The sequence below is a fragment of the Dyadobacter frigoris genome (assembly GCF_005280585.1).
GTDB lineage: Bacteria > Bacteroidota > Bacteroidia > Cytophagales > Spirosomataceae > Dyadobacter > Dyadobacter frigoris.
Genome location: NZ_SZVO01000017.1, coordinates 160,876 through 182,667, shown reverse-complemented (window position 1 = coordinate 182,667; position 21,792 = coordinate 160,876). Strand labels below are relative to the sequence as shown.

General features: G+C 41.5%; 18 protein-coding genes. 9 read left to right on the top strand and 9 right to left on the bottom strand.

What is annotated here, in order from left to right; translation table 11 throughout:
- Window positions 1-216, bottom strand: a 216-nt coding sequence (locus FDK13_RS28600; RefSeq protein ID WP_137341583.1) for a transposase, incomplete at its 3' end; no start/stop codon positions are given.
- 303 nt (window positions 217-519) lie between these two features.
- On the opposite strand from FDK13_RS28600, the gene FDK13_RS28595 reads away from it, so the two are divergent.
- From FDK13_RS28595 to FDK13_RS28580, 4 genes are all read left to right on the top strand, one after another.
- A complete protein-coding gene (locus FDK13_RS28595) occupies window positions 520-1,860 on the top strand; it encodes a TolC family protein (protein WP_137343441.1) in 1,341 nt (446 codons plus the stop codon).
- Between the two features lie 9 nt (window positions 1,861-1,869).
- Window positions 1,870-2,931 (top strand): efflux RND transporter periplasmic adaptor subunit, encoded by a 1,062-nt coding sequence (locus FDK13_RS28590; protein WP_137343440.1) that lies wholly within the window; start codon window positions 1,870-1,872, stop codon window positions 2,929-2,931.
- 10 nt (window positions 2,932-2,941) lie between these two features.
- Entirely contained in the window at window positions 2,942-6,067 is a 3,126-nt protein-coding gene (locus tag FDK13_RS28585; protein WP_137343439.1) for an efflux RND transporter permease subunit, read from the top strand.
- Between the two features lie 106 nt (window positions 6,068-6,173).
- Window positions 6,174-7,850, top strand: a complete 1,677-nt coding sequence (locus FDK13_RS28580; protein WP_229216251.1) for a carboxypeptidase-like regulatory domain-containing protein — start codon at window positions 6,174-6,176, stop codon at window positions 7,848-7,850.
- A 132-nt stretch (window positions 7,851-7,982) separates the two neighbouring features.
- Here FDK13_RS28580 and FDK13_RS28575 read toward each other — a convergent pair whose 3' ends face one another.
- The 4 genes from FDK13_RS28575 to FDK13_RS36240 form a co-directional block, all read right to left on the bottom strand.
- Window positions 7,983-8,747, bottom strand: a complete 765-nt coding sequence (locus FDK13_RS28575) for a LytR/AlgR family response regulator transcription factor (protein WP_137343438.1) — start codon at window positions 8,745-8,747, stop codon at window positions 7,983-7,985.
- Window positions 8,728-9,768, bottom strand: coding sequence for a sensor histidine kinase (locus tag FDK13_RS28570; RefSeq protein WP_137343437.1), 1,041 nt, complete (start codon window positions 9,766-9,768; stop codon window positions 8,728-8,730). Before FDK13_RS28570 ends, FDK13_RS28575 begins: the two co-directional genes overlap by 20 nt.
- Before the next feature lie 130 nt (window positions 9,769-9,898).
- On the bottom strand, window positions 9,899-11,302 hold the full coding sequence (locus FDK13_RS28565; protein WP_229216250.1) for a glycosyltransferase: 1,404 nt from the start codon (window positions 11,300-11,302) through the stop codon (window positions 9,899-9,901).
- Window positions 11,278-12,822: a hypothetical protein gene (locus tag FDK13_RS36240; protein ID WP_229216249.1), complete on the bottom strand. Its 1,545-nt coding sequence runs from the start codon at window positions 12,820-12,822 to the stop codon at window positions 11,278-11,280. The genes FDK13_RS28565 and FDK13_RS36240 overlap by 25 nt, the downstream gene beginning before the upstream one ends.
- On the opposite strand from FDK13_RS36240, the gene FDK13_RS36730 reads away from it, so the two are divergent.
- Window positions 12,776-12,880 (top strand): hypothetical protein, encoded by a 105-nt coding sequence (locus tag FDK13_RS36730; RefSeq protein ID WP_374756117.1) that lies wholly within the window; start codon window positions 12,776-12,778, stop codon window positions 12,878-12,880. The genes FDK13_RS36240 and FDK13_RS36730 overlap by 47 nt on opposite strands.
- A 362-nt stretch (window positions 12,881-13,242) precedes the next feature.
- On the opposite strand, the gene FDK13_RS28555 is transcribed toward FDK13_RS36730, so the two are convergent.
- From FDK13_RS28555 to FDK13_RS28540, 4 genes are all read right to left on the bottom strand, one after another.
- Entirely contained in the window at window positions 13,243-14,112 is an 870-nt protein-coding gene (locus tag FDK13_RS28555; protein WP_137343436.1) for a sugar phosphate isomerase/epimerase family protein, read from the bottom strand.
- A gap of 165 nt (window positions 14,113-14,277) precedes the next feature.
- Window positions 14,278-14,667 carry a RidA family protein gene (locus FDK13_RS28550; protein ID WP_137343435.1) on the bottom strand — a complete coding sequence of 130 codons (390 nt, stop codon included), beginning with the start codon at window positions 14,665-14,667 and terminating at the stop codon, window positions 14,278-14,280.
- 124 nt (window positions 14,668-14,791) lie between these two features.
- On the bottom strand, window positions 14,792-15,355 hold the full coding sequence (locus tag FDK13_RS28545) for a Crp/Fnr family transcriptional regulator (protein WP_137343434.1): 564 nt from the start codon (window positions 15,353-15,355) through the stop codon (window positions 14,792-14,794).
- 127 nt (window positions 15,356-15,482) lie between these two features.
- On the bottom strand, window positions 15,483-16,538 hold the full coding sequence (locus tag FDK13_RS28540) for an alpha/beta fold hydrolase (protein WP_137343433.1): 1,056 nt from the start codon (window positions 16,536-16,538) through the stop codon (window positions 15,483-15,485).
- 249 nt (window positions 16,539-16,787) lie between these two features.
- On the opposite strand from FDK13_RS28540, the gene FDK13_RS28535 reads away from it, so the two are divergent.
- From FDK13_RS28535 to FDK13_RS28520, 4 genes are all read left to right on the top strand, one after another.
- Window positions 16,788-17,402, top strand: coding sequence for a Crp/Fnr family transcriptional regulator (locus FDK13_RS28535; protein ID WP_229216248.1), 615 nt, complete (start codon window positions 16,788-16,790; stop codon window positions 17,400-17,402).
- 89 nt (window positions 17,403-17,491) lie between these two features.
- Window positions 17,492-18,469 (top strand): quinone oxidoreductase family protein, encoded by a 978-nt coding sequence (locus FDK13_RS28530; protein ID WP_137343432.1) that lies wholly within the window; start codon window positions 17,492-17,494, stop codon window positions 18,467-18,469.
- A 96-nt stretch (window positions 18,470-18,565) separates the two neighbouring features.
- Complete coding sequence (locus FDK13_RS28525) at window positions 18,566-19,897, top strand: ferredoxin reductase family protein (protein WP_137343431.1); 1,332 nt, start codon at window positions 18,566-18,568, stop codon at window positions 19,895-19,897.
- 121 nt (window positions 19,898-20,018) lie between these two features.
- A complete protein-coding gene (locus FDK13_RS28520; protein ID WP_137343430.1) occupies window positions 20,019-21,770 on the top strand; it encodes an ABC transporter ATP-binding protein in 1,752 nt (583 codons plus the stop codon).
- The last annotated feature ends 22 nt before the right edge of the window (window positions 21,771-21,792 follow it).

Genomic DNA, 21,792 nt, shown 5'->3' with positions numbered 1-21,792 from the left:
AATCCCACGTAGTTTAAATTGCCTAAAATGATAGTAAATTGTCTGCCAAGCAGGATATTTGCTATCTATATTCCGCCATTGAACACCAGTTTCATTTAACCATAATATGGCATTTACTATGGTTCGCAAGGAATGTTTTCTTGATCTTTTGTTGTCAATTATTTTTTCTACAAATTGCCATTGAGAGTCAGTCATTTCTGTGAAATTCGTTTTCATTAAAACTTGTTTGAGGTGAGATTCAACAAGTTTAACGACTGGCTCTCATTGTTAGTTTAATACAATCCAAAACATACTCTTAGATTGAAACGGACAAAAATCAGGTTGAAATTAAATCCTGAAAAATACAATGCTCTGATTTGAATTTTTAACTAAAATTTACAAAAAATATAACAATACCAACACCTCATCATTTTCAACCATGATTTTGTCCGTCTCAATGATGAACTACTAAGGTTTAATCTGGCTAAGACTGAATTTTGGCTTATCAAACATGCACAGGATGTGCAAATTCAAGCCAAAATGAAAAAGTATCTGTTTCTAATATTAATCACAGCCCTGTCCGTTTCAGCCCGGGCACAGGAGCGTCTGAGTTTAAAACAATGTATTGACTACGGTCTTAAACATCATCGCAGCACCATTGTATATAGAAATGACCAGGATGCTGCGCAGTTTAAGGCAAAAGAAGCAAAGGCTGCTTACTTACCAACGGTCAACATCAATGGAAGTATTGATGATAACCTCAAAGTGCAGCAGTCTGTGATTCCTGCCGGTGTATTTGGCCCCACGGATATTAAGGTAGCATTTACCAAGAAATTCAACAGCAATGTTGTTGCCCAGGTGGACCAGACTATTTTTGACCAATCGCTGATTACTGGCCTGAAAGCTAACAAGTTTGCCCAACAGCAAGCTCAGCTCAACAGCGAACAAAACGATGAAACGATCATCTACAACATCAGCAATGCTTACTACCAGATTTTTGTCTATCGTCAGCAGCTGGCGCTTTTGCAATCCAACCGGGAAACCTATCAGCAGCAATTGAATATCTCGAAGCTTCAACTGGAAAAGGGAGTTGCCATAGAATCGGATGTCAATAAGATTCAGGTGAACTACAACAATACCAGCTCCCAGATACTGGCAGCTGAAAGCGATCTGGAACTGTCCCAAAACCAGTTAAAGAATGTGATGGGTTATTCACTAAGCGATACACTTCAAATTCAGAATTTTGTTCCGGATGAACCGGCAGCTGACCAAACGCAAATTATGTTTCGTGACTTTGCTTCCTTTAATGCTGCCAACCGAATCGATTACAGATTGTCCGAGGTTAACATAGCACTTTTGGACATTGACCAGGCAAGGATCCGTGCCACGGCACTTCCGAAATTGACAGCCTATGCCAAATATGGCTACATCGGGTTTGGAGATAAACTAAACGAATCGATATCAGGTTTAAGCGATTATTCTGCTGTCGGTATCAAACTTGCCATTCCGGTTTTTGATGGATTCAAACGCAACGCACAATATAACCAGGCCAGGATTAAACAGGTCAATGCACGGGAAAATCTAAAATTAGACCAGGAAACTTTTCATCTGGAATTTGACAATGCCCGTACCAAACTGATTAAAGCGCAAAGCAGTCTGGACAATGATAAAAGAAACATCGGACTGGCCGAGTCGGTCTTCAAAAGCACAGATCTTCAATACCAGAAAGGTGTGACCGGTTTGACAGACTGGTTAAACTCACAATACTCACTCAAAGAGGCGCAAAGCAATTACCTGAATTCTCTCTATAATTTTTTAATAGCCAAAATCGATCTTGAAAAGGCGAATGGCACTTTAAAAACCTTTCATAACTCGCTTTAAAAATACATCATGAAACGCAAATACATTATATCAATCGGCCTTCTCGCGGTGATTCTTCTGATCACTTATAAACTCACGGCCAACAAAAAGCAGATCGATGAAAATAATACGCCTCAGAAAAAAATAGCAGTTAAAATCCCGGTTAAATATGCTGCGGCAAAAGAGCAGCTTTTGGAATTAAGCATTATCAAAACAGGGAATCTGGCTCCTTTTAAAGAATCAAAAGTGATCACAACCAGCAGCGGGATTCTGCAAAAAGTACGTTTCGAACTTGGTGATCAGGTGCGTCAGGGACAGGTGCTGGCCGTTATGGATAACAGAACTGCCCAGCTTGATCTTCAAAAAGCCGGGAGTTCTCTTGCCAAATTGAAAGCAGATGTACAAACCTATACTGAACTTCTGGAAGGGAAAGCAACCACAAGGGAAAAACTATCAGAGATCCGCCAAAATTATAATGATGCGCAGGTCCAGGTTGATCAGATTAAAAAACAGCTGGCAGATGCTTCGGTTAAAGCACCAACGAGCGGCACTATTTCGACAAAAAATATGGAAGAAGGGGTCTTCGCAAATGCGGGTTCAGAGATAGCAACCATCATCAATCTTACCCGGACCAAAGTGCAGGTAAACCTTACCGAAGCAGAGGTTTATCAAATTAAAACAGGTCAATCTGTTAAAATCACAACAGACGTATATCCTGACGTGGTATTTCCGGGCAAGGTTAGTTTTATCAGCCCTCAGGCTGATGCTACGCATAACTATTTAGCAGAAATTATGATCGACAATACCTCACAGTCGCCGCTACGCTCCGGAACCTTTGTTTACGCTGATTTTTCCCGTAAGTCAAAACAAACGATCCTGGTTATTCCCCGCGAAGCACTTACTGAAAGTGTAAAAAATGCCTCTGTGTATGTCATCGGAGAAGATAACCGGGTAACCTTAAAATCCGTGCAGCCCGGAAGAGAAACGGAGGGATTTATTGAAATTATCAGCGGTTTGAAAGCCGCAGACCGCGTAGTTACCTCCGGACAGATCAACTTAAAAAACGGAAGCGAAGTCAGTTTATCAAATTAATCGAAACGGCATGTCAATCTCAGAAATAGCCGTTAAACGGCCCTTATTAATCGTTGTCATATTTACTGTACTTATACTTTTTGGCGTACAGAGCTATTTTCAGCTCAACTACAATTTACTGCCAAAAATCCAGGTCAACGTCGTCAGTGTCAGCACACTTTATCCGGGAGCCTCGGCAGCAGAAGTGGAAAGTTCGGTAACCAAAAAGCTTGAAGACGCCTTTGCTTCCATTGAAGGTCTTGACCAGATCAGCTCGACGTCCCAGGAGGGAGTATCCCAGATTTCGGTAACGCTGAAAAGTGATGCCGATGTAGACAAAGCCGAGCGCGACATTCAGCGTAAAGCCGATCAGGCCCAAAATGAGCTGCCTGATAATATCGACAAGCCTATTGTTAACAAAATTAGCCTGGAAGAAACTCCGGTGATCAAAGCCGGGGTGACATCAAAACTTGCGCCGAGGGAATTGTACGATTTGATTGATCTTCAGGTGCGCCCGCTTTTGCAAAACATCCAGGGTGTTGGCCAGGTTAATATTATTGGCGGTGATGAGCGGGAAATACAGGTTAATGTTGATCAGGCCAGACTGAAAGCATACAATTTAAGCATTGCCCAGGTCACTATGGCCGTGGCAAAGGCAAACCAGTCCTTTCCGGCCGGTCAGATTGAAACCAAAAACCAGCAGTTTTCGATCCGTTATGATGCTAATGTAAATTCAGTCCAGCAGATCAGAAAGCTTATCGTTTCAAACGACCGGAAAGGTGGAAAAGTTTATCTTGAAAATGTTGCCGAAGTAGTGGATGCTACGGCTAAGACGACCGCTATCAATCATATTAACGGTGCCCCTTCCATTGGAATACAGCTGATTAAACAGTCTGATGCCAATGCGGTTGACGTCAGCCGGCTGGTGAAAGAAAAATTCGCTTCTTTGGAAAGCCAGTTTAAATCCCAGGACATAAAATTTGAAGTTTCCAGCGATCAGAGCACCTATACACTTTCATCCGCCCATGCGGTGATGGAGGATCTCGTGCTGGCTATTATCATTGTAGGACTTGTCATGCTTGCATTTTTGCATAGCTTCAGAAGTTCCATGTTTGTTTTAATCGCGCTTCCGTGCTCGATTATTCCAACATTTATCGTGATGTATTTTCTTGGTTTTTCGCTGAACATGATGTCACTGATGGCGCTTTCGCTAGTTGTGGGTATTTTGGTGGATGATTCCATTGTGGTCCTGGAAAATATTTACCGGCATCTGGAAATGGGTTCGGACAGAAAAAAGGCAGCACTGGACGGGCGAAGCGAAATCGGTTTCACTGCCCTTGCCATTACGCTCGTAGATGTCGTTGTGTTTCTTCCCCTGGCACTTTCTGGTGGTATTATCGGCTCCATTCTTCGTGAATTTTCACTGGTTGTGGTTATTTCCACACTGATGAGCCTTTTTGTTTCCTTTACCGTAACACCACTACTTGCAAGCAGATTTGGAAAGATTGAAGTGATGAATCCAAAAACGCTCTGGGGAAAGATCAACCTTGGTTTTGAGCGCTTTATTGACCAGTTGAAAGATGATTATGCTTATCTTCTTGAAATTGCGCTTGGAAAAAAACGCTGGCTGCTTTCGGGTGTGATCATTCTTATTGCCGGATCCCTGATGCTTCTTGGCAAAGGCTTTATCGGTGCGACTTTTATTCCTGCCGCAGACCAGGGAGAGCTGATCATGAAAATTGAGCTGGATCCTTCTGCCAGTATTTATCAGACCAATATGGTAACACAGCAGGTTGAAAAAATGATCATGCAAAAACCTGAGGTTATCAATGTTTTTTCAAGTATTGGTTTTGTATCGGGAAGTGTTTCAGGGGCGGCCAACAACGGTAATCTGGCTGAATTAACGGTGAGTCTGGTCGATAAAAAGGAAAGGAACTTTACGCCGGGTGAATTTGGGCTGAAAATGCAGCAGGAAATCAGCGCAATCATTCCGGGAATCAAAGTATCTTCTGCGGCTACAAGCATATCCGGACAAAGTTCAGCACCGATTCAGGTTGCCATTAAAGGAATAAACCTGGCCGAGGTAAGAAAAGTGGCAGCTCAGTTCAAAGATACCATTGCCAGCATTCCCGGAACGCAGTTCGTTGAGTTGTCTGTGAAGGATCAAAAGCAGGAAGTGGATGTAAAACTTGACCGTGAAAAAATGACATTACTGGGTCTTGATGCAAGCCAGGTTGGCGGTGCCCTGCAAAACGCTTTCAGCGGTGATGATAAAAGTAAATTCAAGCAGTCTGGCAATGAATATGATATCAAAATTGGCCTGGACCAGTATAACCGCTCCCAGATCAGCAATGTTAAAAACCTTTCTTTTGCCAATAGTGACGGGCAAAGCTTTGTATTAAGCCAGTTTGCCCAGGTCGGCGATGGCCTGGGAGAAAGTGTATTGCAGCGCAACAACCGTCTGAACGCTATCACCGTCAATGCCAATGTCGTAGGCCGGCCGATTGGATCTGTTTCCGACGAGATAGCGCTGAAAGCCGCCAAAATAAAACTGCCAGAGGGTGTTACGATCGAATATTTGGGTGATACCAAAAACCAGGGAGATGCATTTGGAAGCCTGGGAACGGCTTTGGTGACTGCTATTCTGCTGGTTTACCTGATCATGGTAGCGCTTTATGAAAGCCTGATATACCCGTTTGTCGTATTATTTTCAATACCGGTAGCTTTGATCGGTGCATTTCTGGCTCTTGCATTAACAATGGAAACACTTAATATTTTCTCTATCATCGGTGTGATCATGCTGCTTGGGCTTGTGTCAAAAAATGCCATTTTAATTGTAGATTTCACCAATGAGCTCAAAAGCAAAGGGCATTCGGCGCATGATGCGCTGATTGAAGCAGGCAAGGAAAGGCTGCGTCCGATCCTGATGACAACGCTTGCGATGATCCTGGGGATGCTGCCCATTGCACTTGCCAGCGGACCAGGTTCGGAAGTGAAAAACGGCATGGCCTGGGTGATCATAGGCGGCCTGACCAGCTCAATGTTACTAACGCTTTTTGTAGTGCCGTCTATGTATTTGATCATTGAAAAGCTGATTGTCCGGTTTGCAAAGAAACCGCAACCGCAAACCGAAGCTCTTATGATTTACAAGGCATAGAACCATTCATATTAAATAGTAGATTCATTAAAATTCGCTTACTTTGAATGGCGACCCGAAACAAATATCACGAAAAAGGGCGCTTTATTGATAGCGCCCTTTTTATATGAACCGACTCTGCCTTATTTTCTGTTTAACTGCACTGGTAACATTTTTTTTTCTGTTACCAGCTTGTCACGCGCAGAAATTACTAAATGAAAATATTTCGGTTTCGGTAAGAAACCAGCCTGTTGCGCAAGTTTTAAAATTGATTGAAGAGCAGGGTAAATTTGCATTCAGCTACAATAGTGACATAGTGCCCGGCGACAGCCTTGTATCGGTTTCAGTAAAATCTGTATCTGTTAAACGGGTTTTGGAAATTATGTTGCAGGGGAAATATTTGCTTAGGGAGAAGGGCAACTATATTATTATTCAAAGAGCACCGAAAGAAAAATATTACCATATTACTGGTCAGGTCCTTGATTTTGAAACAAAAAAAGAAGTGGATTATGCCAGCGTATATTCCAAACAGCAACTGGTTTCCGATTTAACTGATGACGCAGGTTTATTTAAACTCCGATTTCACGACAGAACTTTCCCGTATACACTGACATTCAGCAAAATAGGTTATGCGGATACTTCAATCGTTGTTAACTCTGAAACCGATTCAGGTATCAAGGTTTTTATCTACCCAAAAGCCATTGATCTGGATACATTGGTTATTACAAATTCAGAGAAAAGTCATTTTTGGCTCGCAAGATTATTGGTTTCATCACGCCTGCGTGCGCAAAGTCGTAACCTGAGCAATTTTTTTATTGCTCTTCCATTCCAGGCTTCCCTGACTCCTGGTTTAAGCACACATGGGAGGTTAAGCCCGCAGATAACCAACAAATTTTCATTAAATATCTATGGAGGTTACACGGCCGGTGTGAATGGGGTCGAGATCGGTGGGCTTTTTAATATATCCAAAAAAGACGCCAGGTACTTACAGATGGCAACGACATTTAATGCTGTTGCCGGAAATTTCAAAGGCTTACAAATCGTGGGCATTTATAACCAGATTATGGACTCATTGAGCGGAGTACAGTTATCCGGAGCTGGAGGTTTTGTCCATGGCCTTGTGAAGGGTGTTCAAATTTCTGGTGCCGGAAACTTTGCCAGAGGTGGCATCCATGGCGCACAAATAAGCTCGCTGGGCAATATCAGCGGCAAAAACATGAGAGGCTTGCAAGTGGCTGCGGTATTTAATTATGCTAAAAATCTAAAAGGCGTTCAGATCGGAATGGTTAACCTTTCTGACACTTCTTCCGGTTACAGCATTGGTTTTCTCAATATTGTAAAAAAAGGAAGTGGCCAGGTTTCCCTTTACGCTAATGAACTTGTACCGTGGAATATAGCCTGGAAATCAGGAAACAGCAAATTGTATAATATCTTCATTGTTGGCTCGTCTATGAATATCAGACATAAAGCAAACATCTTTGGCTTTGGTTTTGGCCATGAATTTATTTTAAACAAAAACCTGAAATTCAATACTGAAATAACCCATCAGAGCATTTATCTGGGAAAATGGACAAACCAGCCAATCGTTTATCGCCTTCAAACCGGTTTGGATATTAAGCTAAGCAAGCAATTCTCACTGAACGCGGGGCCATCATTTTCTCTTTTTTCTTCCCAACAAAAAGAATTCAAAACCGATTACCAGTCCTTTGCCGACAAAGGATTTTTTCGGTTTAAAGTCGGCCAGAACGCACAGGCATGGCTTGGCTGGCAAGGCGGGCTGAGCTGGAATTACCGCCGGTTTTAAATCAAAACTTCAAGATACCAGGATAATTCCCCTTCGGCATAATGGATGCCTGTCACTATGTTTCCTTTCATTTATAGCATCAAGAAATACATAAAAAAGCAGCCAAACAGCTAAAAACCTGGGACATAACATTCAATGTCCCGATAACCAGGCCAGAAACTGCGGAGTTTTCTCTTTACTAACAGTAATAATATCATTAAACGGAACCGAAACAGCGACCGATAATTTCCTGGATAGATAGCTCGATGCATTCACCACACTCCTTCTGCTTAAAAGGCATTGTCTGTTGGCCCGGAAAAATTGATTGCCGGTTACTTTTTCGAGCTCATCCAGATTGTTTTTGGGATAATAAAGTTTCTGGTCAAAGGTTAGAAGATGTGTAATTTCATTTTCAACATAAAACAAAGCTATATCTTCCATTTTAATCGGCAGGATCATATCTTTATAATACACCAGAATGGAAGACTGTCTGGGCTGATATTGAACTGAAAATTCCCGAATAAAGTCCTGGAGGTAGTTATCTTTGGCACCGGCAACCGGACGCTTCAGGTTATGAAATTTTTGCAAAGCAGCTTGCACAGAAGTTAATGTGAATGGTTTTAATAAATAATCAATGCCGTTAGCTTTAAAAGCCTTCATAGCATATTCGTCAAAGGCGGTGCAAAATATCACCGGAGTCGTCAAATGTACCTGCGAAAAAACCTCGAAGCTGAGTCCATCGCCAAGCTGGATATCACTAAAAATCAAATCCGGAGCCTGATTATTTTTGAAATAATCGGTTGATTCCTTCACTGACTGCAATATGGCAACGATCTGGCTTTCCGGCTCTGCCTGAATAATGGTTTCTGCCAGATCTTCTGCCGTCAGCTTTTCATCTTCAATGATTACAATTTTCATTCTCATACATCTTAATCGTTACTGAAAAGCTTTCTGAACTTTGCTTTATACTGATCTGATCACCCGATAAAAGCTGATACCGTTCAGCCAGATTTGCCAGTCCCAGACCCGTTGATACTTCCTTATTCAGTTTTATCTGAAGATTATTTTCAACGGTTATATATCCATCATGATCTGAAACGTTGATTTTCAACGGATCTGCCTCCGTGAAAGCATTGTGTTTAAGCGCATTTTCAAGCAAAACCTGAATGGCAAAAAATGGTACAAATTTCGATTTTGCCTGCTCAGAGACGTCAACATGATATTCAACGGCGCTGCCAAACCTGATTTTCTGCATTTCCATATAATCCATGCACAGCATCAGCTCAGTTTGAAGGACAGAAATCCTTGAAGAGTGATTGGAGATGGACGCTCTGAGAAAACTGGCCAGCATTGTTAAATAAAACTCGCCTTTCGCCGCATCTTTCTTATAAAGGGATTTTAAGATTGTCAGTGAATTAAAAAGAAAATGAGGATGTATTTGCTGTCTCAAAAGCAGGTTTGAAGCTTCACTAACTGCTGCTTTCAGCTGCATATTTTCAAGTTCCGCCTGCGCTTTGCTATGTTGCAAAAGCACCTGATTCTGCATAACTATGGTTAACGTGGTAAAAATAACGTAGGAAATGAACTGAATGGTGATAATTTTTTGGTCAAACAGCTCATTTTGTCTGCCTGACAAATATGCAAATACCACTGTAAGTATTACATAAATACCAAAACACAAAAGCGTTCCCAATAAATACCTCAGCAGGTTCGCCCTTTTTGCAGACCCGGCATATTTTGAGTGTACAAGATGCAAGGTGAAAATATTGGCAAGGCCCAGCAGGTAAATCAAAACAAATCCCCGAAAGAATGTGCCGATAACAAAAGTAATCGTTTCAACATGACTGATCAACAAAATAACAAACACAAATAAATTGATGAAAGTAGTCATCAAAAGCGTCAGCCGGTGAAGGTTTTGAATTGGAAGCGATGGTCTCATATTTTAAAATTAGTAAACCAAAAGCTATTATCGGCAACGCTTTTTGATTGAAACGGACAAATGTAACGGTGAAATATAATGTCGTTAGTTTTGGCAGTTTAAGTTTTTTCTATCAGATTTCAACAACCGATCAAATAAACTTGATTTTATTGAGCGCAAAAAAAGTCATTTTCAAAAGCAACCAGCCATGTTTGAAGCGTGAAATATTGGTTTCACCATACGTACGGGCCTTATACCTGATGGGGACTTCAATAAATTTAAGATTGAGCTTTGCTGATCCAAAAATAAGGTCAAAGTCCCCGAAAGGATCAAATTCGCCAAAATAAGAGCGGTTTGCGGCCAGCTTCAGGTAATTTTCCCGGCTCATAACCTTGGTCCCGCAAAGTGTGTCTTTCAAATCCTGACCCAACAGCCATGAAAAAGCTATACTAAAAAACTTATTTCCCAGTAAATTTAAAAACTGCATCGCCTGATCTTCCATCGGATATACAAGCCGCGTCCCATTGATGTACTCTCCTTTTCCAGAGGCAATTGCGTTAAAAAACTTGGGCAACTCTTCGGGAGCCACAGTCATGTCCGCATCCAGAATCATTAAAATATCGCCGGTAGCAATGCTATATCCCTTTCTAACCGCATCTCCTTTCCCCTTACCATCCTGCTGAATCCATTTGATATCATAAAATTCCTTATAATAAGTGCCCAAACGCTGAATTTCGGCCCAGGTGTCATCGGTTGAATTTCCTTCTACAAAAATAATTTCAGTGTGTTTTCCCATTTGAGGCGTTCTTCGGATAAGTGCTTCGATGTTACCCTTTTCGTTACGGGCAGGAATTACAACACTGACACTGATCTCCAATGCCGGCTTTGGCTGGTGCTTTTTGCTTCTGGCGACCAGGCAGGTAATGAGTCCCAAGGCATTAAACAAAGGTAAATTGCCGACATATTTATTCAGGAATGTAGAAACCAAAGGAATGTATTTCGGAAAAATAGTCTTTTTGTAGTTGTCAATCACATCAAAACCTGCCAGCTCAAGAAGATTTGTAGTATCGCCGATATCCAGCCAGTTCTGTCTTTTCTGCGGCATTTTCAGACCAAAATTTTCTGCCAGATTTAGCACCGGTCGCCAAATAAAATTGGTAGAGGTAACAATCAGACGCGTCTGTGCGTTGCATACCTTTTGTACCTGTTCAAAGACATTTTGTACGTCGATAAAGCTGCCGACCGTATCGCTGATAATAACGTAATCAAAGGTTTCATCCAGCGAAATGTTCTCAGCATCCATGAGATGAAATGTATATTCTCCACGATGGGTTGCTGCATAACTGATCATTTCTGGCGACACATCGATTCCAACGCCCCGGGAAGGTTTAAGCTTTTCTAAAAGAAAGCCGGTGCCGCAACCTATTTCCAGTACCGAGGATCCTTCCGGAACAATAAATTTCAAATAACGGGTCAGACATTTATAGTAATAATCATTTTTTTGGATCCATTTTTCCCTTTGCTCTCCATTCATTTGAAACGTTGATTGTACCATTTTGAATCTGCAAGAATTAGAAGTTGATCATTTGGAATAACAAGATATCCCTCGCGTGGAAATTTGTAGTAGCTGACTTTACCAATCAGATTTTTCTCATAAACATAAAGCAAAGGTCTCCCCAAAAGCTTTGCAGTCTTCTCATCATAATTCCAGGAGCCCGGATAAATGTTTTGGAAATAGGAAATATATTGATTGGGAACGATGACCTCAGAACCTTCCGGAAGCTTCTTTGCCAGCTCATAAAGCTCATGCGCTATACCGCTGGTATAAGGGTTTAACCCCAATTTGGTTTTTATAAAATCCGCAGCAGCAATACCCAGGCTACGGGAATCCGAGTCGATCTTGAAACGATGTGAAACAATAAAAGAGCTCAAAATAAATTGAAGAATCAGGCCTGTAAGAATCCGGCTCCTTGCATGGACGGAAGCCACCATACCTGCCTGAGTGAACCGGTAACTTAAATATATATATGAACTTAAAAGAAACGCCCATAATCCACCTATCCTTGCCGGGTAAGACACACTCAGATAAATGGTTGGAAAGTAATAGAGCGTTTCGAAAAGGTACACCACAAATAACAGACTGTAACAACCTGCCAGTGTCCAGAGAAGCACCCCTATTCCTGGCGATGATTTCAGCCAGATACTAAAGGGGAATAATCCCATAAGCAGCGTGATTGCACCAATGCCCAGGTATAGCAAGGAATATAAAACCAATTTGTCCGGCGTTGCGCTTTGTCCGATGCGCGAAAGTGCGGTACTCAACCGGCTGGGATGCGGTCCGTTTAAGTGCGAAAGCCACCACATGCTAAGACAAAAAAGTACCAGGCAAACCGCTATAATAAGCAGATTTCTTTTATTGATAAAATAACTTAGCCACGGTTTAAAAGCATCAGCAAGCACTAAATCAACTACGGAACAAAAAAGTAACAGACTACAAATCAGAATACTGGAAGTTTCTTTTACAAGAAAAGTGAGCACCAGCCAAACCGCAGCCATAACATATTTCCGCTTGGCCAGACTTAGCGAAAGCAGCGCCATTAGCGGAAGAAAATAATGCTCAGTATGCCAGCCAAAATAATCAAGGTAAATAAAATAGGCCATCGGGCCGAACACAAAAAAGACGACAGCCAGCCAGTTCGTTGTCCACAGTGAGCGGTCAAACCGCTTGAAACCACCAAACCATTGCCAAAAAAAAACTAAAAAAAGGGTCAGATAAGCAAGGAAAAGTCCATAAATACCCGTGAATTTGGTAAATAAACCAGTAAAAAGAATGAAGTAATAATTGTGCTGCTGCGCATGGTCTCCATAAAAATTATCATGCAAAACCGGCCGGCCATCAAGCCACCCTCTGCTAAGCTGTAAAGCGAGCATACCGTCACTAAATTCCTCCTGATTGCTCTGAAACTGAAATACCTTAACAACATACCAGAACAAACTACCCAGCACAGGCAGTAATAGCAAAAACAGTATTTTAAGTCTTCGCTTGTTACTATCGCTCATAGGTGCTGGATTCATATTTGTTAGGAGTCTGCCTGCACTTGGAAAAAGCCATGGCGCTACAACTGCTTTTTAATTACCGGCAGCAATCTGACCATCAAAGATATAGGCAAATAAAAAAGTATGACAAAGAGAACCGTTTCTACCTTTATAAAAAATAGAAACTTACTTTACGGATATTTTATTAGTCATTTTAAAAATGCCCAATCTAGGTAGCCTTAATTAAAAAATACATAATTCTATAAAAAATACAACAAAAGCTTCTCATTGTATTTTTTTATTCATGCAAAAAAGAGGATTTTATGCGGTAGTGCAGAAAGATGGGTAGACATTAAATTTAATGAAGTAAGGTGCCATACCGTAGCAAAGAATTCATGGAGCCTCACATCAAAAAATCTCTTCCGCTATTCATCGGTAAAAAAAAACTTTCACGATCATCTAAATCATTCGATCAAAAACTTTGCGCTGTTCGATCATCGATTTTAATTTATCATCCGGATTGGTGTGACATTCTAAAAGAACCCAGCCTTTGTAGCTCATTTTATTCAGATTGGCCAGAAGGTCTTTGTAGGGATAATCAGTTCTGTCCAATTCACGGACGTGGCAAGTGTCTCCGAAATACTGTTTTACAAGATCAAAATTGTACTGAAATCCTTTCCCGTTTAAATCCTGTGGATTACAATTCCAGCAGATTTTCGCATTGCCGTGATCTGCGTATTCCATGATCTTTTTGATATTGGGAAGCTCCTGGGTTTCTTCCCCATGCACTTCCAGCCTTAACTGCTGCCCGAGATCTGCCGCGTATTTGGCCAGCTCATGGAGTGATGCTCCGATCTGAGCCAGTGTTTTTTCAACCGGGACTTTTTTGTGCAGCCCGTTTGGTTTTACTTTGACACCCGAACCACCAACATCCGCGCTTAACCGGATAAACGCTTTGGTACGCTCAATAGATGCTTTCAACTGGGCCTGGTCAGGATAGTCATATTGCTGATTGGTACCAAGTCCAACAATTTGTACGGGACTGTCGGAAAACTGTTTTTTAACCTCAGATCTCTGCGCAGCGTTAAGTTCCGGCATCACTTTATGGGCATGGTCAACCCGCAGTTCTGCCCCGTGAATATTGGCTTGCGAGCAGTTTTTGATAAGAGCAGCAACATCCCAGTCCTTGCCCCACAGATAGGTGACAAATCCCAATTTAATATCACTTTTTATTGGCTGACCTAAGTTTGCCAAAACATCTGCGGAAATCATAGACGCGCCGGCTAACAAAGAAACTTCTTTTAAAAATGTTTTTCTATCGATAAGCATAAGGTCTATATTAAATATGGATGATTGCACAGTAAAAGGCAAATCCGGCAGGTCACTACTCTCTAAATTCCAATAGTATCTGAAAATAAATATAATAAAACCCGGCAATGGATATATTCAGTCCATCACAAATTTGAGGTTAACAATTACAGTTCTTTTACCTGATTATTTCACCACGGTGGCCTCTAGTTCGACTTTTAATGTTTCAAAAAGACTTTTCACTTCCAGCAGTGTGAGCGATTGCTTAATGTCATGTTTAGCGATCCAATCCTGAAAAATATCAAAATGAGGCCAAAGTTCTGCTGTCGAAGTTGTGTAGATATTTAACCGCACAATATCTTTGCATTCGTAGCCAGCCTCGCTGATCACCTGTTCCAGATTTTGCAGCGCCTGAATTAATTGGGATTTCATGTCTTCATTACTTGATATTCCATCCGGATTTATAGCCGTTTGCCCGGAAATATAGAGCGTACTTTCAACATGTTTTACTTCAACTGCTTGCACATAACTGCGCTTATCCTGCCATTGCCAGGGATTAATGATTGTTTTTTCCATTTTATTGAGCTTTGCGTGTGTGCCTATTCAGGCACAGTGTTTAAAATTTACAATGCAAAGTTCTAAATAACACCCGGAACGGAGTCTTGACAAAACTCACAAATATAAAGTGAGGTTTGTCACACTAGGGAGATAATCTGCTTAGGGCTTCGCGGGAAACACCCAGATAGGCAGCAATCAGACTTTTGGGTACACGCTGAATAAGTGAGGGGTATTGTTTAAGAAGCTGTTCATAACGCTCTTTTGCGTTAGATGTTAGCCAGGATATGATACGTCGCTGTGATCCAAGAAAACCAAAATTTGCCTTTTCCAGAAAGAAACGTTCCATCTTTTGCAGACCATCGCAAAGCTTTTTATAGTCTTCAAGCGAAAGGCATAAAACCTGGGTATCTTCCAGGCATTCCAGCGACATGGTCGCTTCGGTTTGAGTGTAAAAAGCATAGAAATCACTTTCCCACCAGTCTTCCATTGCAAAAGAAACGATATGCTGCTTTTCGGTATCATCGGTATAAGCAAGCTTTAAAAGTCCGGACACTACAAAGTAATGATACTTTACTGCCTCACCTTCCTGAATAAGGAATTGATGTTTCTTAAACTTTTTAGAGATAAAATGAGTCAGCACAAATGCAAACTCTTCATCACTAAGCGGTATTATTTTTTCTATATGTACTCTAAGTTTTTCGTGCATATTTTAATTTCTACAAAACGCTGTTGAAGACAAAGTCTCAATGAATAATCTTCTTTTAATTTAATTTTCCGGCAAAATCAGTTAATAAAAAAGTTAATCCTGATAAAGAAAACAGTATGGTAAATGTTTATTTTTTGTGCATTGATTTTATGCTTTGAAGAAAACCGACGACTTTTTCAGTGAACTTTTCCGGACGCTGATAATGGATATTATGGCCGGTATCTTCAAATATTTCATGGCTGATCAAATCAGGATGTTGTCTTTTCAAGGCTTCGTTTTCCTTTTCAAAAGGGAACAAATCGTCTTTACCAACCGGATCAAGTATGATCATCGGAATTTGCAGATTCCGGTAGACAATTCTGGGTTCAATGACAGACATGGATTCTGCAAAAAGCGGGGCACGTGTTGGCCGGAAAATATTATCCATAGATTCCTGGAAAGTGCTCATATTGAATAACTTCCACAAACCCTGCCCAAATAGCCATTTCCCATATTTATCCTGTTTTGTCCAATTCAATAATTCAAACTGGTCTTCATTTTGAGTTTTATCAAAAAAAGCTTTATAAGCTTCAAATTCTGATGCATAGGACGTATCCGCAACGACCTGTTCAGCATATTCTTTGAGCCTGGTCAGCAGTGCCGTAGAATCCATTTTATGATAATATGTATTGGTTGATACCGATCCTCCATCCTCCAAAATTAAACCAAGTACCTTTTCAGGATAAGCATCATAAAAAGCAGTGGCGACAAAGCCGCCTCTGGACCACCCTCCTATCACAGACTTATCAATCTTTAAATAATCCATTAAAAATTTAACATCATCTGCTAAGTGATACAGTGATACTTCCTGATCGGGAATGTTAGTCTGCCCGTGACCATAATAATCTATGGCAATGACATAATAACCCGCTTTTACCAGCTGATCAGCAAAGGGCAAAAATTCATATGCGGTACTAAAACTTCCATGTAACCAAATTAGTGGTGTATCCGACGGGCTGCCCCAGGAAAGATAATGGAGCCTTACATTTTTTGTATCAATAAAATGTCCGTGGACTTTTTCAAAAGAAGAAAACTTTGTTTTTGCTTCCAGAAAACGTTTATGGATGTCTGCATCCGATACGGTTGGAGTCTGGGCACATAAAAGGAAGGGATAAAAAAGGATTGAAATAAAAATAATCTTCATTTATTTATCAGAGGTTTAAGTCGAAATTTGCTACATCTGCATTTCATTACAAATATCAGGGTTTATCTAACAAATATTTCTTAAATGAAAGGCTGGCTTTCAACCTTGCATTAGATTGAATTTTTCAGGTAACATAACAGCAATTAAAACTAAGAGCAGACAATTGTTAACTTTATCTTTGTTACTTACTTTTAGGTATTATCGGTTTGAAATCTAACCTCGAAACCCCACCGTATTTTATCCTTTCATATGTCTGCCAAACCTGCTTTCTCAGTTAGCCTTTCAACAATACTTGAAAAATTCAGGGATAAATTTCCGGTCCCACCTGAGAAATGGGAGGGTTATACAAGCCGTTTTAAACGCATACAGGTTCCTGCCAAGACCATTTTACTGCGCGAGGGTGAGATTTCAAAAAAAGCTTACCTGATCGAAAAAGGCTGTCTGCGGGTATGGTTTGACAACAAAGGCGATGAAGTGACGTTTCAATTCTTTTTTGAAAACAGCACAGTTTCTTCTATTGAGAGTTTTAAAAAAGGCACTCCCAGCCTGTTTTCACTCGAAACCATCGAACCCTGCACTTTGTGGTGGATTGATAAAACCGATGTTGACAGTATGCTGGAAGAAGTCAGTGAAATTGCTTCCATGCGAAATCAAATTATGAACACACTTTTTGAGCGAACCCTGCACTACATGAAGCATTTTCTGTCTTTTGTCCGCGATACTCCGCAGGAACGGTATGAAAACCTGCTGAATCAACAGCCTTATATTGTTCAGCGCATTCCCCAGCATTACATCGCTTCATATCTGGGAATCAGCCGTGTGCATTTGAGCCGGATTAAAAACAAGCTGGCCCGGGGAAAATGACAAAACTCGAAATTTGGTAACAAATGTTATCGTTTAAGGGCATGATCGCCTGCTACTTTTGCTTCATCAAACATTTAAACAATAATAAGATGAAAGCAGCCGTCATGAATCCGCAAGATCGAATATTACAATATACAGAATGGCCTGAACCTGCCGCTACCGGACAGGACGAATTACTGATGCAGGTTAAAGCCGCGGCGATTAAAAATGTTGACCGCAGTATAGCCAGCGGAAGCCATTATTCAAGTGAAACCGGCCATGTGCCAAAGGCCAGAATAATAGGAAGCGATGGCGCGGGCGTGCTGGTTGATGGCACCCGTGTTTATGCGATCAGTATGAATGGCATGGTCGCCGAGCAGGCTGTGATCGAGAAAAACCGAATGGTCATTATACCTGATAATTTGGACTTTGTCACTGCGGCCGCCCTGCCCAATGCGGTGATCGGCGCTGCGATGGGCTTACGTTTTAAAGCAGATCTGCAACCGGGCGAAACGGTGCTGATCAATGGAGCAACAGGTTTTACAGGCCGCATAGCTGTACAGATTGCACGGCATTACGGAGCAAAAAAAATCATTGCTACCGGACGCAATCCTGAATCATTAAGAGCCCTTTTGGAATTGGGAGCGGACAAAGTAATTTCACTGCAACAATCGGATGATTCCTTTGTAGAGCAACTTCAAACCATTCATAACCAGACTCCTTTCGATGTTATCATGGATTATTTATGGGGACATTCCGCGGAACTGACTCTCTCTTCCTTAAAAAAGCAAGGTTCATTTACTCCAAAAACCAGGTTTGTTTCCGTAGGAAGCATAGCGGGCGATATCCTGCAATTATCCGCTTCAACTTTACGAAGCGTTGATCTGCATTTAACAGGCTCGGGACTTGGAAGCCTGACCCGCCAGGATATAGGCAAACTATTCAGTGAAATTCTTCCGGAAATGTTTAAGCTGGCGGCAGATGGTCAGCTCAGCATTGAGACAGTCAATGTCCCGCTGGATCAGATTGAATCCGTATATGATATGGTTATACCCGGCGGTAAACGGCTGGTTATTGAAATGAATTGACCTTCTTATTGTTACATTTTTGACAAATTCAGTTGGGGACTATGTTTCGGTAAGGTCCTCAACTACCTGAACGACTCCAATCAATCCAATAATTTCATGAAATCCACAATTAAATGGATCACCGGCGCGCTGGTGATCGCAGGGATAATATTTGCCCTTTCTCCTGGCCCCGGGCATCTTATTGATAATCCCGGCGCTTGGGAATTACGGGAGCAATTTGTTTTTCTGACCGGCGTATCCGCTTTGTCTCTGATGGTTTTATCCATGATTATTTCTGTTCGAATTCCGTGGGTAAACCATCAAATGAAGGGTCTTGATAAAGCCTATGTCGTGCACAAATGGACAGGAATTTTCACAACCATCCTAATGGTTTTTCACTGGCTGGGCGAAAAAGTGCCACACTGGCTGGTTGAATCCGGGCTCATTGCGGATCCTGGTGAATTAACAGATTCGAGCAGTTTCTCAGATATGGAAATCGGGCTTTTTCAAAGCGGAGTGATTCTGGTCGAATGGATATTTTACGTTGTGCTTATCCTGGTAATCATTGCCTTGTTTAAGAAAATCCCGTACCGGATTTTCCGCAAAACCCACAAGATTTTTCCGGCAGTATTTCTTCTGGCCGCTTATCACGGCGCCACAGCCCAGTTGAAAGAACATTGGTTAACCACACCCGGCGGCTACTTATTACTTTTATTAGTCGCAATCGGTGTTGCCGCCGCCTTTATTTCTCTCTTTCAAAGGATCGGTGCTTCCCGTAAAATTAATGCAATTATAAGCCAACTGGGAAATCCGCAAGATGGGATTCTGGACTTACGGCTATCAACCGGCCAAAAGCCGTTTTTTCATCGGCCAGGCCAGTATGCATTCCTGCGATTTGAGCATGACAACGAGCTGCACCCTTTCACAATCGCCTCGTCGGGCGATGATCCGTATACGCTTCGTTTTGCCATTAAGTCACTTGGAGATTTCACCGCCGCGTTGACAGACCGAATACAGGCAGGACAACAGGTTCAGGTCGAAGGGCCTTATGGAGAATTTGTCTTTCAATCTTCTTCAAAGCGGCAAATCTGGATTGCCGGTGGCATCGGTATCACGCCGTTTTTAGCAAGACTGGAACAACTGGCCAATCAGAAAGAAACTCGACAGCCCATTGATTTTTGGTATTCAACACGCACAGACAAGCAAACGATGTTTCCTGATTCACTGGAAGATTTATGTCAGCAAAGCGGTGTTACTCTTTATCATTTAAATTCCTCTCAAAAACAATACCTGACCGCGCAGATGCTTCATGAAGTCGTCGGCAGTTTTCAGCATGTGAGCGTCTGGTTTTGCGGGCCTGCCGATTTTGCCGATTGCCTTCTCACAGGACTTTCTGCTTATGATTTCGATAAGCGCGACTTTCATTACGATGACTTTGCTATGCGTTAAATCCGGAGCAACTTCACTTTTTAGAAGGTTACAAACCGTTTAAAGAATCTTCGACTAACTTAGAATTTTGTGATTAACTTGTACAGGCCTTAAAAACAGCAAAAGTCCAGTTACATCTCATATGAAAACTCTATGGAAATATCTGCGGCCACAGAAGCGGCTTATTATTTTGTCACTTTTCCTGGCTGGTCTTGCCCAATTGTTAACACTGTTAGACCCTTTAATTTTTGGAAGGATTGTTGATGATTATGCAGGCAACCCTAAAAACCTTAGTGAAAAAGAACTCATTAACAGCGTTTTGTATTGGCTCGGGATAGCAGTTGGTATTGCGGTCGCTGCCAAACTTTCAAAATCGTATCAGGAATATCTTACCAGAAAAGCAGTCGCTCATTTTGGCATGAACATCTTTAATGACGGATTGAAGCAAACACTCCGTCTTTCTTTTCAGGAATTTGAAGAAAACAGAAGCGGGACGACCTTATCGGTTTTGCAAAAAGTAAAAACGGACACAGAACGTTTTACCAATTCGTTTATCAATATTCTATTTTCTTCACTGATTTCCATAGGATTTTTGCTTTGGTACAGCTTCAACAAGAACTGGCTGCTCATCCCTGTTTTTTTGATCGGTGTACTTGTATTGGGCTCACTTACAGGTTTATTATCAAAGAAAATAAAAAGTATCCAGCGAAATATCAATAAACAAACCAATGCCCAGGCGGGTATCATTACAGAAAGTCTGCGCAATATTGAACTTGTAAAAAGTCTGGGACTGACCTTTTCTGAAATCAGAAGACTCAACAAGCAAACACTGGAAATTTTTCAGTTAGAGATGTTTAAGGCGCGGAAAGTCGGGATACTTACTTTTCTGCAAGGTGTAACACTGAATCTTTTAAAGCAATCGATCCTGTTTATATTGTTGTGGCTGATTTTCAGGAAGATTCTTACCACGGGCGAGCTGATTGCTATGCAATTCATTTCTACCGCGATATTCAGCCCCTTGCAGGATCTGGGTAATTTGATATTACAATTCAGGGAAGTAGACGCTTCGGTGAAGGTTTTTGATCAGCTGATGAATAAATCCATTGAGCAGAGACCCGAAAATTCCGTGGAGGTTGGCCCTTTGACAAGTCTTAAATTTGATCAGGTTATATTCCGGCATCAGTCGGCAGGCTACAATGCCATTGATAATATTTCTTTCAGTGTAAAATCTGGCCAGACTATTGCCTTTGTCGGGCCTTCGGGTTCTGGAAAATCCACGCTCGTGAAACTTCTGATCGGACTTTACTTGCCTGTTGAAGGGCATATTTATTTTAATGAAGATGATTCGTCAACCATTCGTTACAATCCATTAAGAAGACAAATCGGGTTTGTAACGCAGGATACTCAGTTATTTGCGGGAACGATACGAGAGAATCTGCTTTATGCCAAACCCTCAGCCACGGATTCTGAAATTACGCTGGCTCTTGAAAAAGCGTCCGCATCCGCACTAATTGCCAAGGCCTCAAATGGCGTCCAAACTATGCTTGGGGAAAACGGCATGAAACTTTCGGGCGGTGAAAAACAAAGAATTTCGATTGCAAGGGCACTTTTAAGAAAACCCCGGCTACTGATCTTTGACGAAGCGACCTCCGCTCTGGACTCTTTGACGGAGCAGGATATTACCAAAACGATCCGGGATATTTCTACTAACAAACAGCAGATGACTATTTTAATTGCCCACCGACTGTCGACAATTCTTCATGCTGATGTGATTTATGTGTTGGAAAAAGGAAAAATCGTTGAAACCGGTTCGCATCAGAATTTGCTGGAACAGAAAGGATTATACTACGCCATGTGGAGACAGCAGATCGGAGAAAGACGCTCGGGCCAGTAATGACCAGGAAAGAAGGTTGTAA

Excerpts from the sequence above, each read along its gene's own strand:
- FDK13_RS28595 (WP_137343441.1), top strand. The coding sequence starts at position 520 with ATGAAAAAGTATCTGTTTCTAATATTAATCACAGCCCTGTCCGTTTCA.
- FDK13_RS28590 (WP_137343440.1), top strand. The coding sequence starts at position 1,870 with ATGAAACGCAAATACATTATATCAATCGGCCTTCTCGCGGTGATTCTT.
- FDK13_RS28585 (WP_137343439.1), top strand. The coding sequence starts at position 2,942 with ATGTCAATCTCAGAAATAGCCGTTAAACGGCCCTTATTAATCGTTGTC.
- FDK13_RS28580 (WP_229216251.1), top strand. The coding sequence starts at position 6,174 with ATGAACCGACTCTGCCTTATTTTCTGTTTAACTGCACTGGTAACATTT.
- FDK13_RS28575 (WP_137343438.1), bottom strand. The coding sequence starts at position 8,747 with ATGAAAATTGTAATCATTGAAGATGAAAAGCTGACGGCAGAAGATCTG.
- FDK13_RS28570 (WP_137343437.1), bottom strand. The coding sequence starts at position 9,768 with ATGAGACCATCGCTTCCAATTCAAAACCTTCACCGGCTGACGCTTTTG.
- FDK13_RS28565 (WP_229216250.1), bottom strand. The coding sequence starts at position 11,302 with ATGGTACAATCAACGTTTCAAATGAATGGAGAGCAAAGGGAAAAATGG.
- FDK13_RS36240 (WP_229216249.1), bottom strand. The coding sequence starts at position 12,822 with ATGAATCCAGCACCTATGAGCGATAGTAACAAGCGAAGACTTAAAATA.
- FDK13_RS28555 (WP_137343436.1), bottom strand. The coding sequence starts at position 14,112 with ATGCTTATCGATAGAAAAACATTTTTAAAAGAAGTTTCTTTGTTAGCC.
- FDK13_RS28550 (WP_137343435.1), bottom strand. The coding sequence starts at position 14,667 with ATGGAAAAAACAATCATTAATCCCTGGCAATGGCAGGATAAGCGCAGT.
- FDK13_RS28545 (WP_137343434.1), bottom strand. The coding sequence starts at position 15,355 with ATGCACGAAAAACTTAGAGTACATATAGAAAAAATAATACCGCTTAGT.
- FDK13_RS28540 (WP_137343433.1), bottom strand. The coding sequence starts at position 16,538 with ATGAAGATTATTTTTATTTCAATCCTTTTTTATCCCTTCCTTTTATGT.
- FDK13_RS28535 (WP_229216248.1), top strand. The coding sequence starts at position 16,788 with ATGTCTGCCAAACCTGCTTTCTCAGTTAGCCTTTCAACAATACTTGAA.
- FDK13_RS28530 (WP_137343432.1), top strand. The coding sequence starts at position 17,492 with ATGAAAGCAGCCGTCATGAATCCGCAAGATCGAATATTACAATATACA.
- FDK13_RS28525 (WP_137343431.1), top strand. The coding sequence starts at position 18,566 with ATGAAATCCACAATTAAATGGATCACCGGCGCGCTGGTGATCGCAGGG.
- FDK13_RS28520 (WP_137343430.1), top strand. The coding sequence starts at position 20,019 with ATGAAAACTCTATGGAAATATCTGCGGCCACAGAAGCGGCTTATTATT.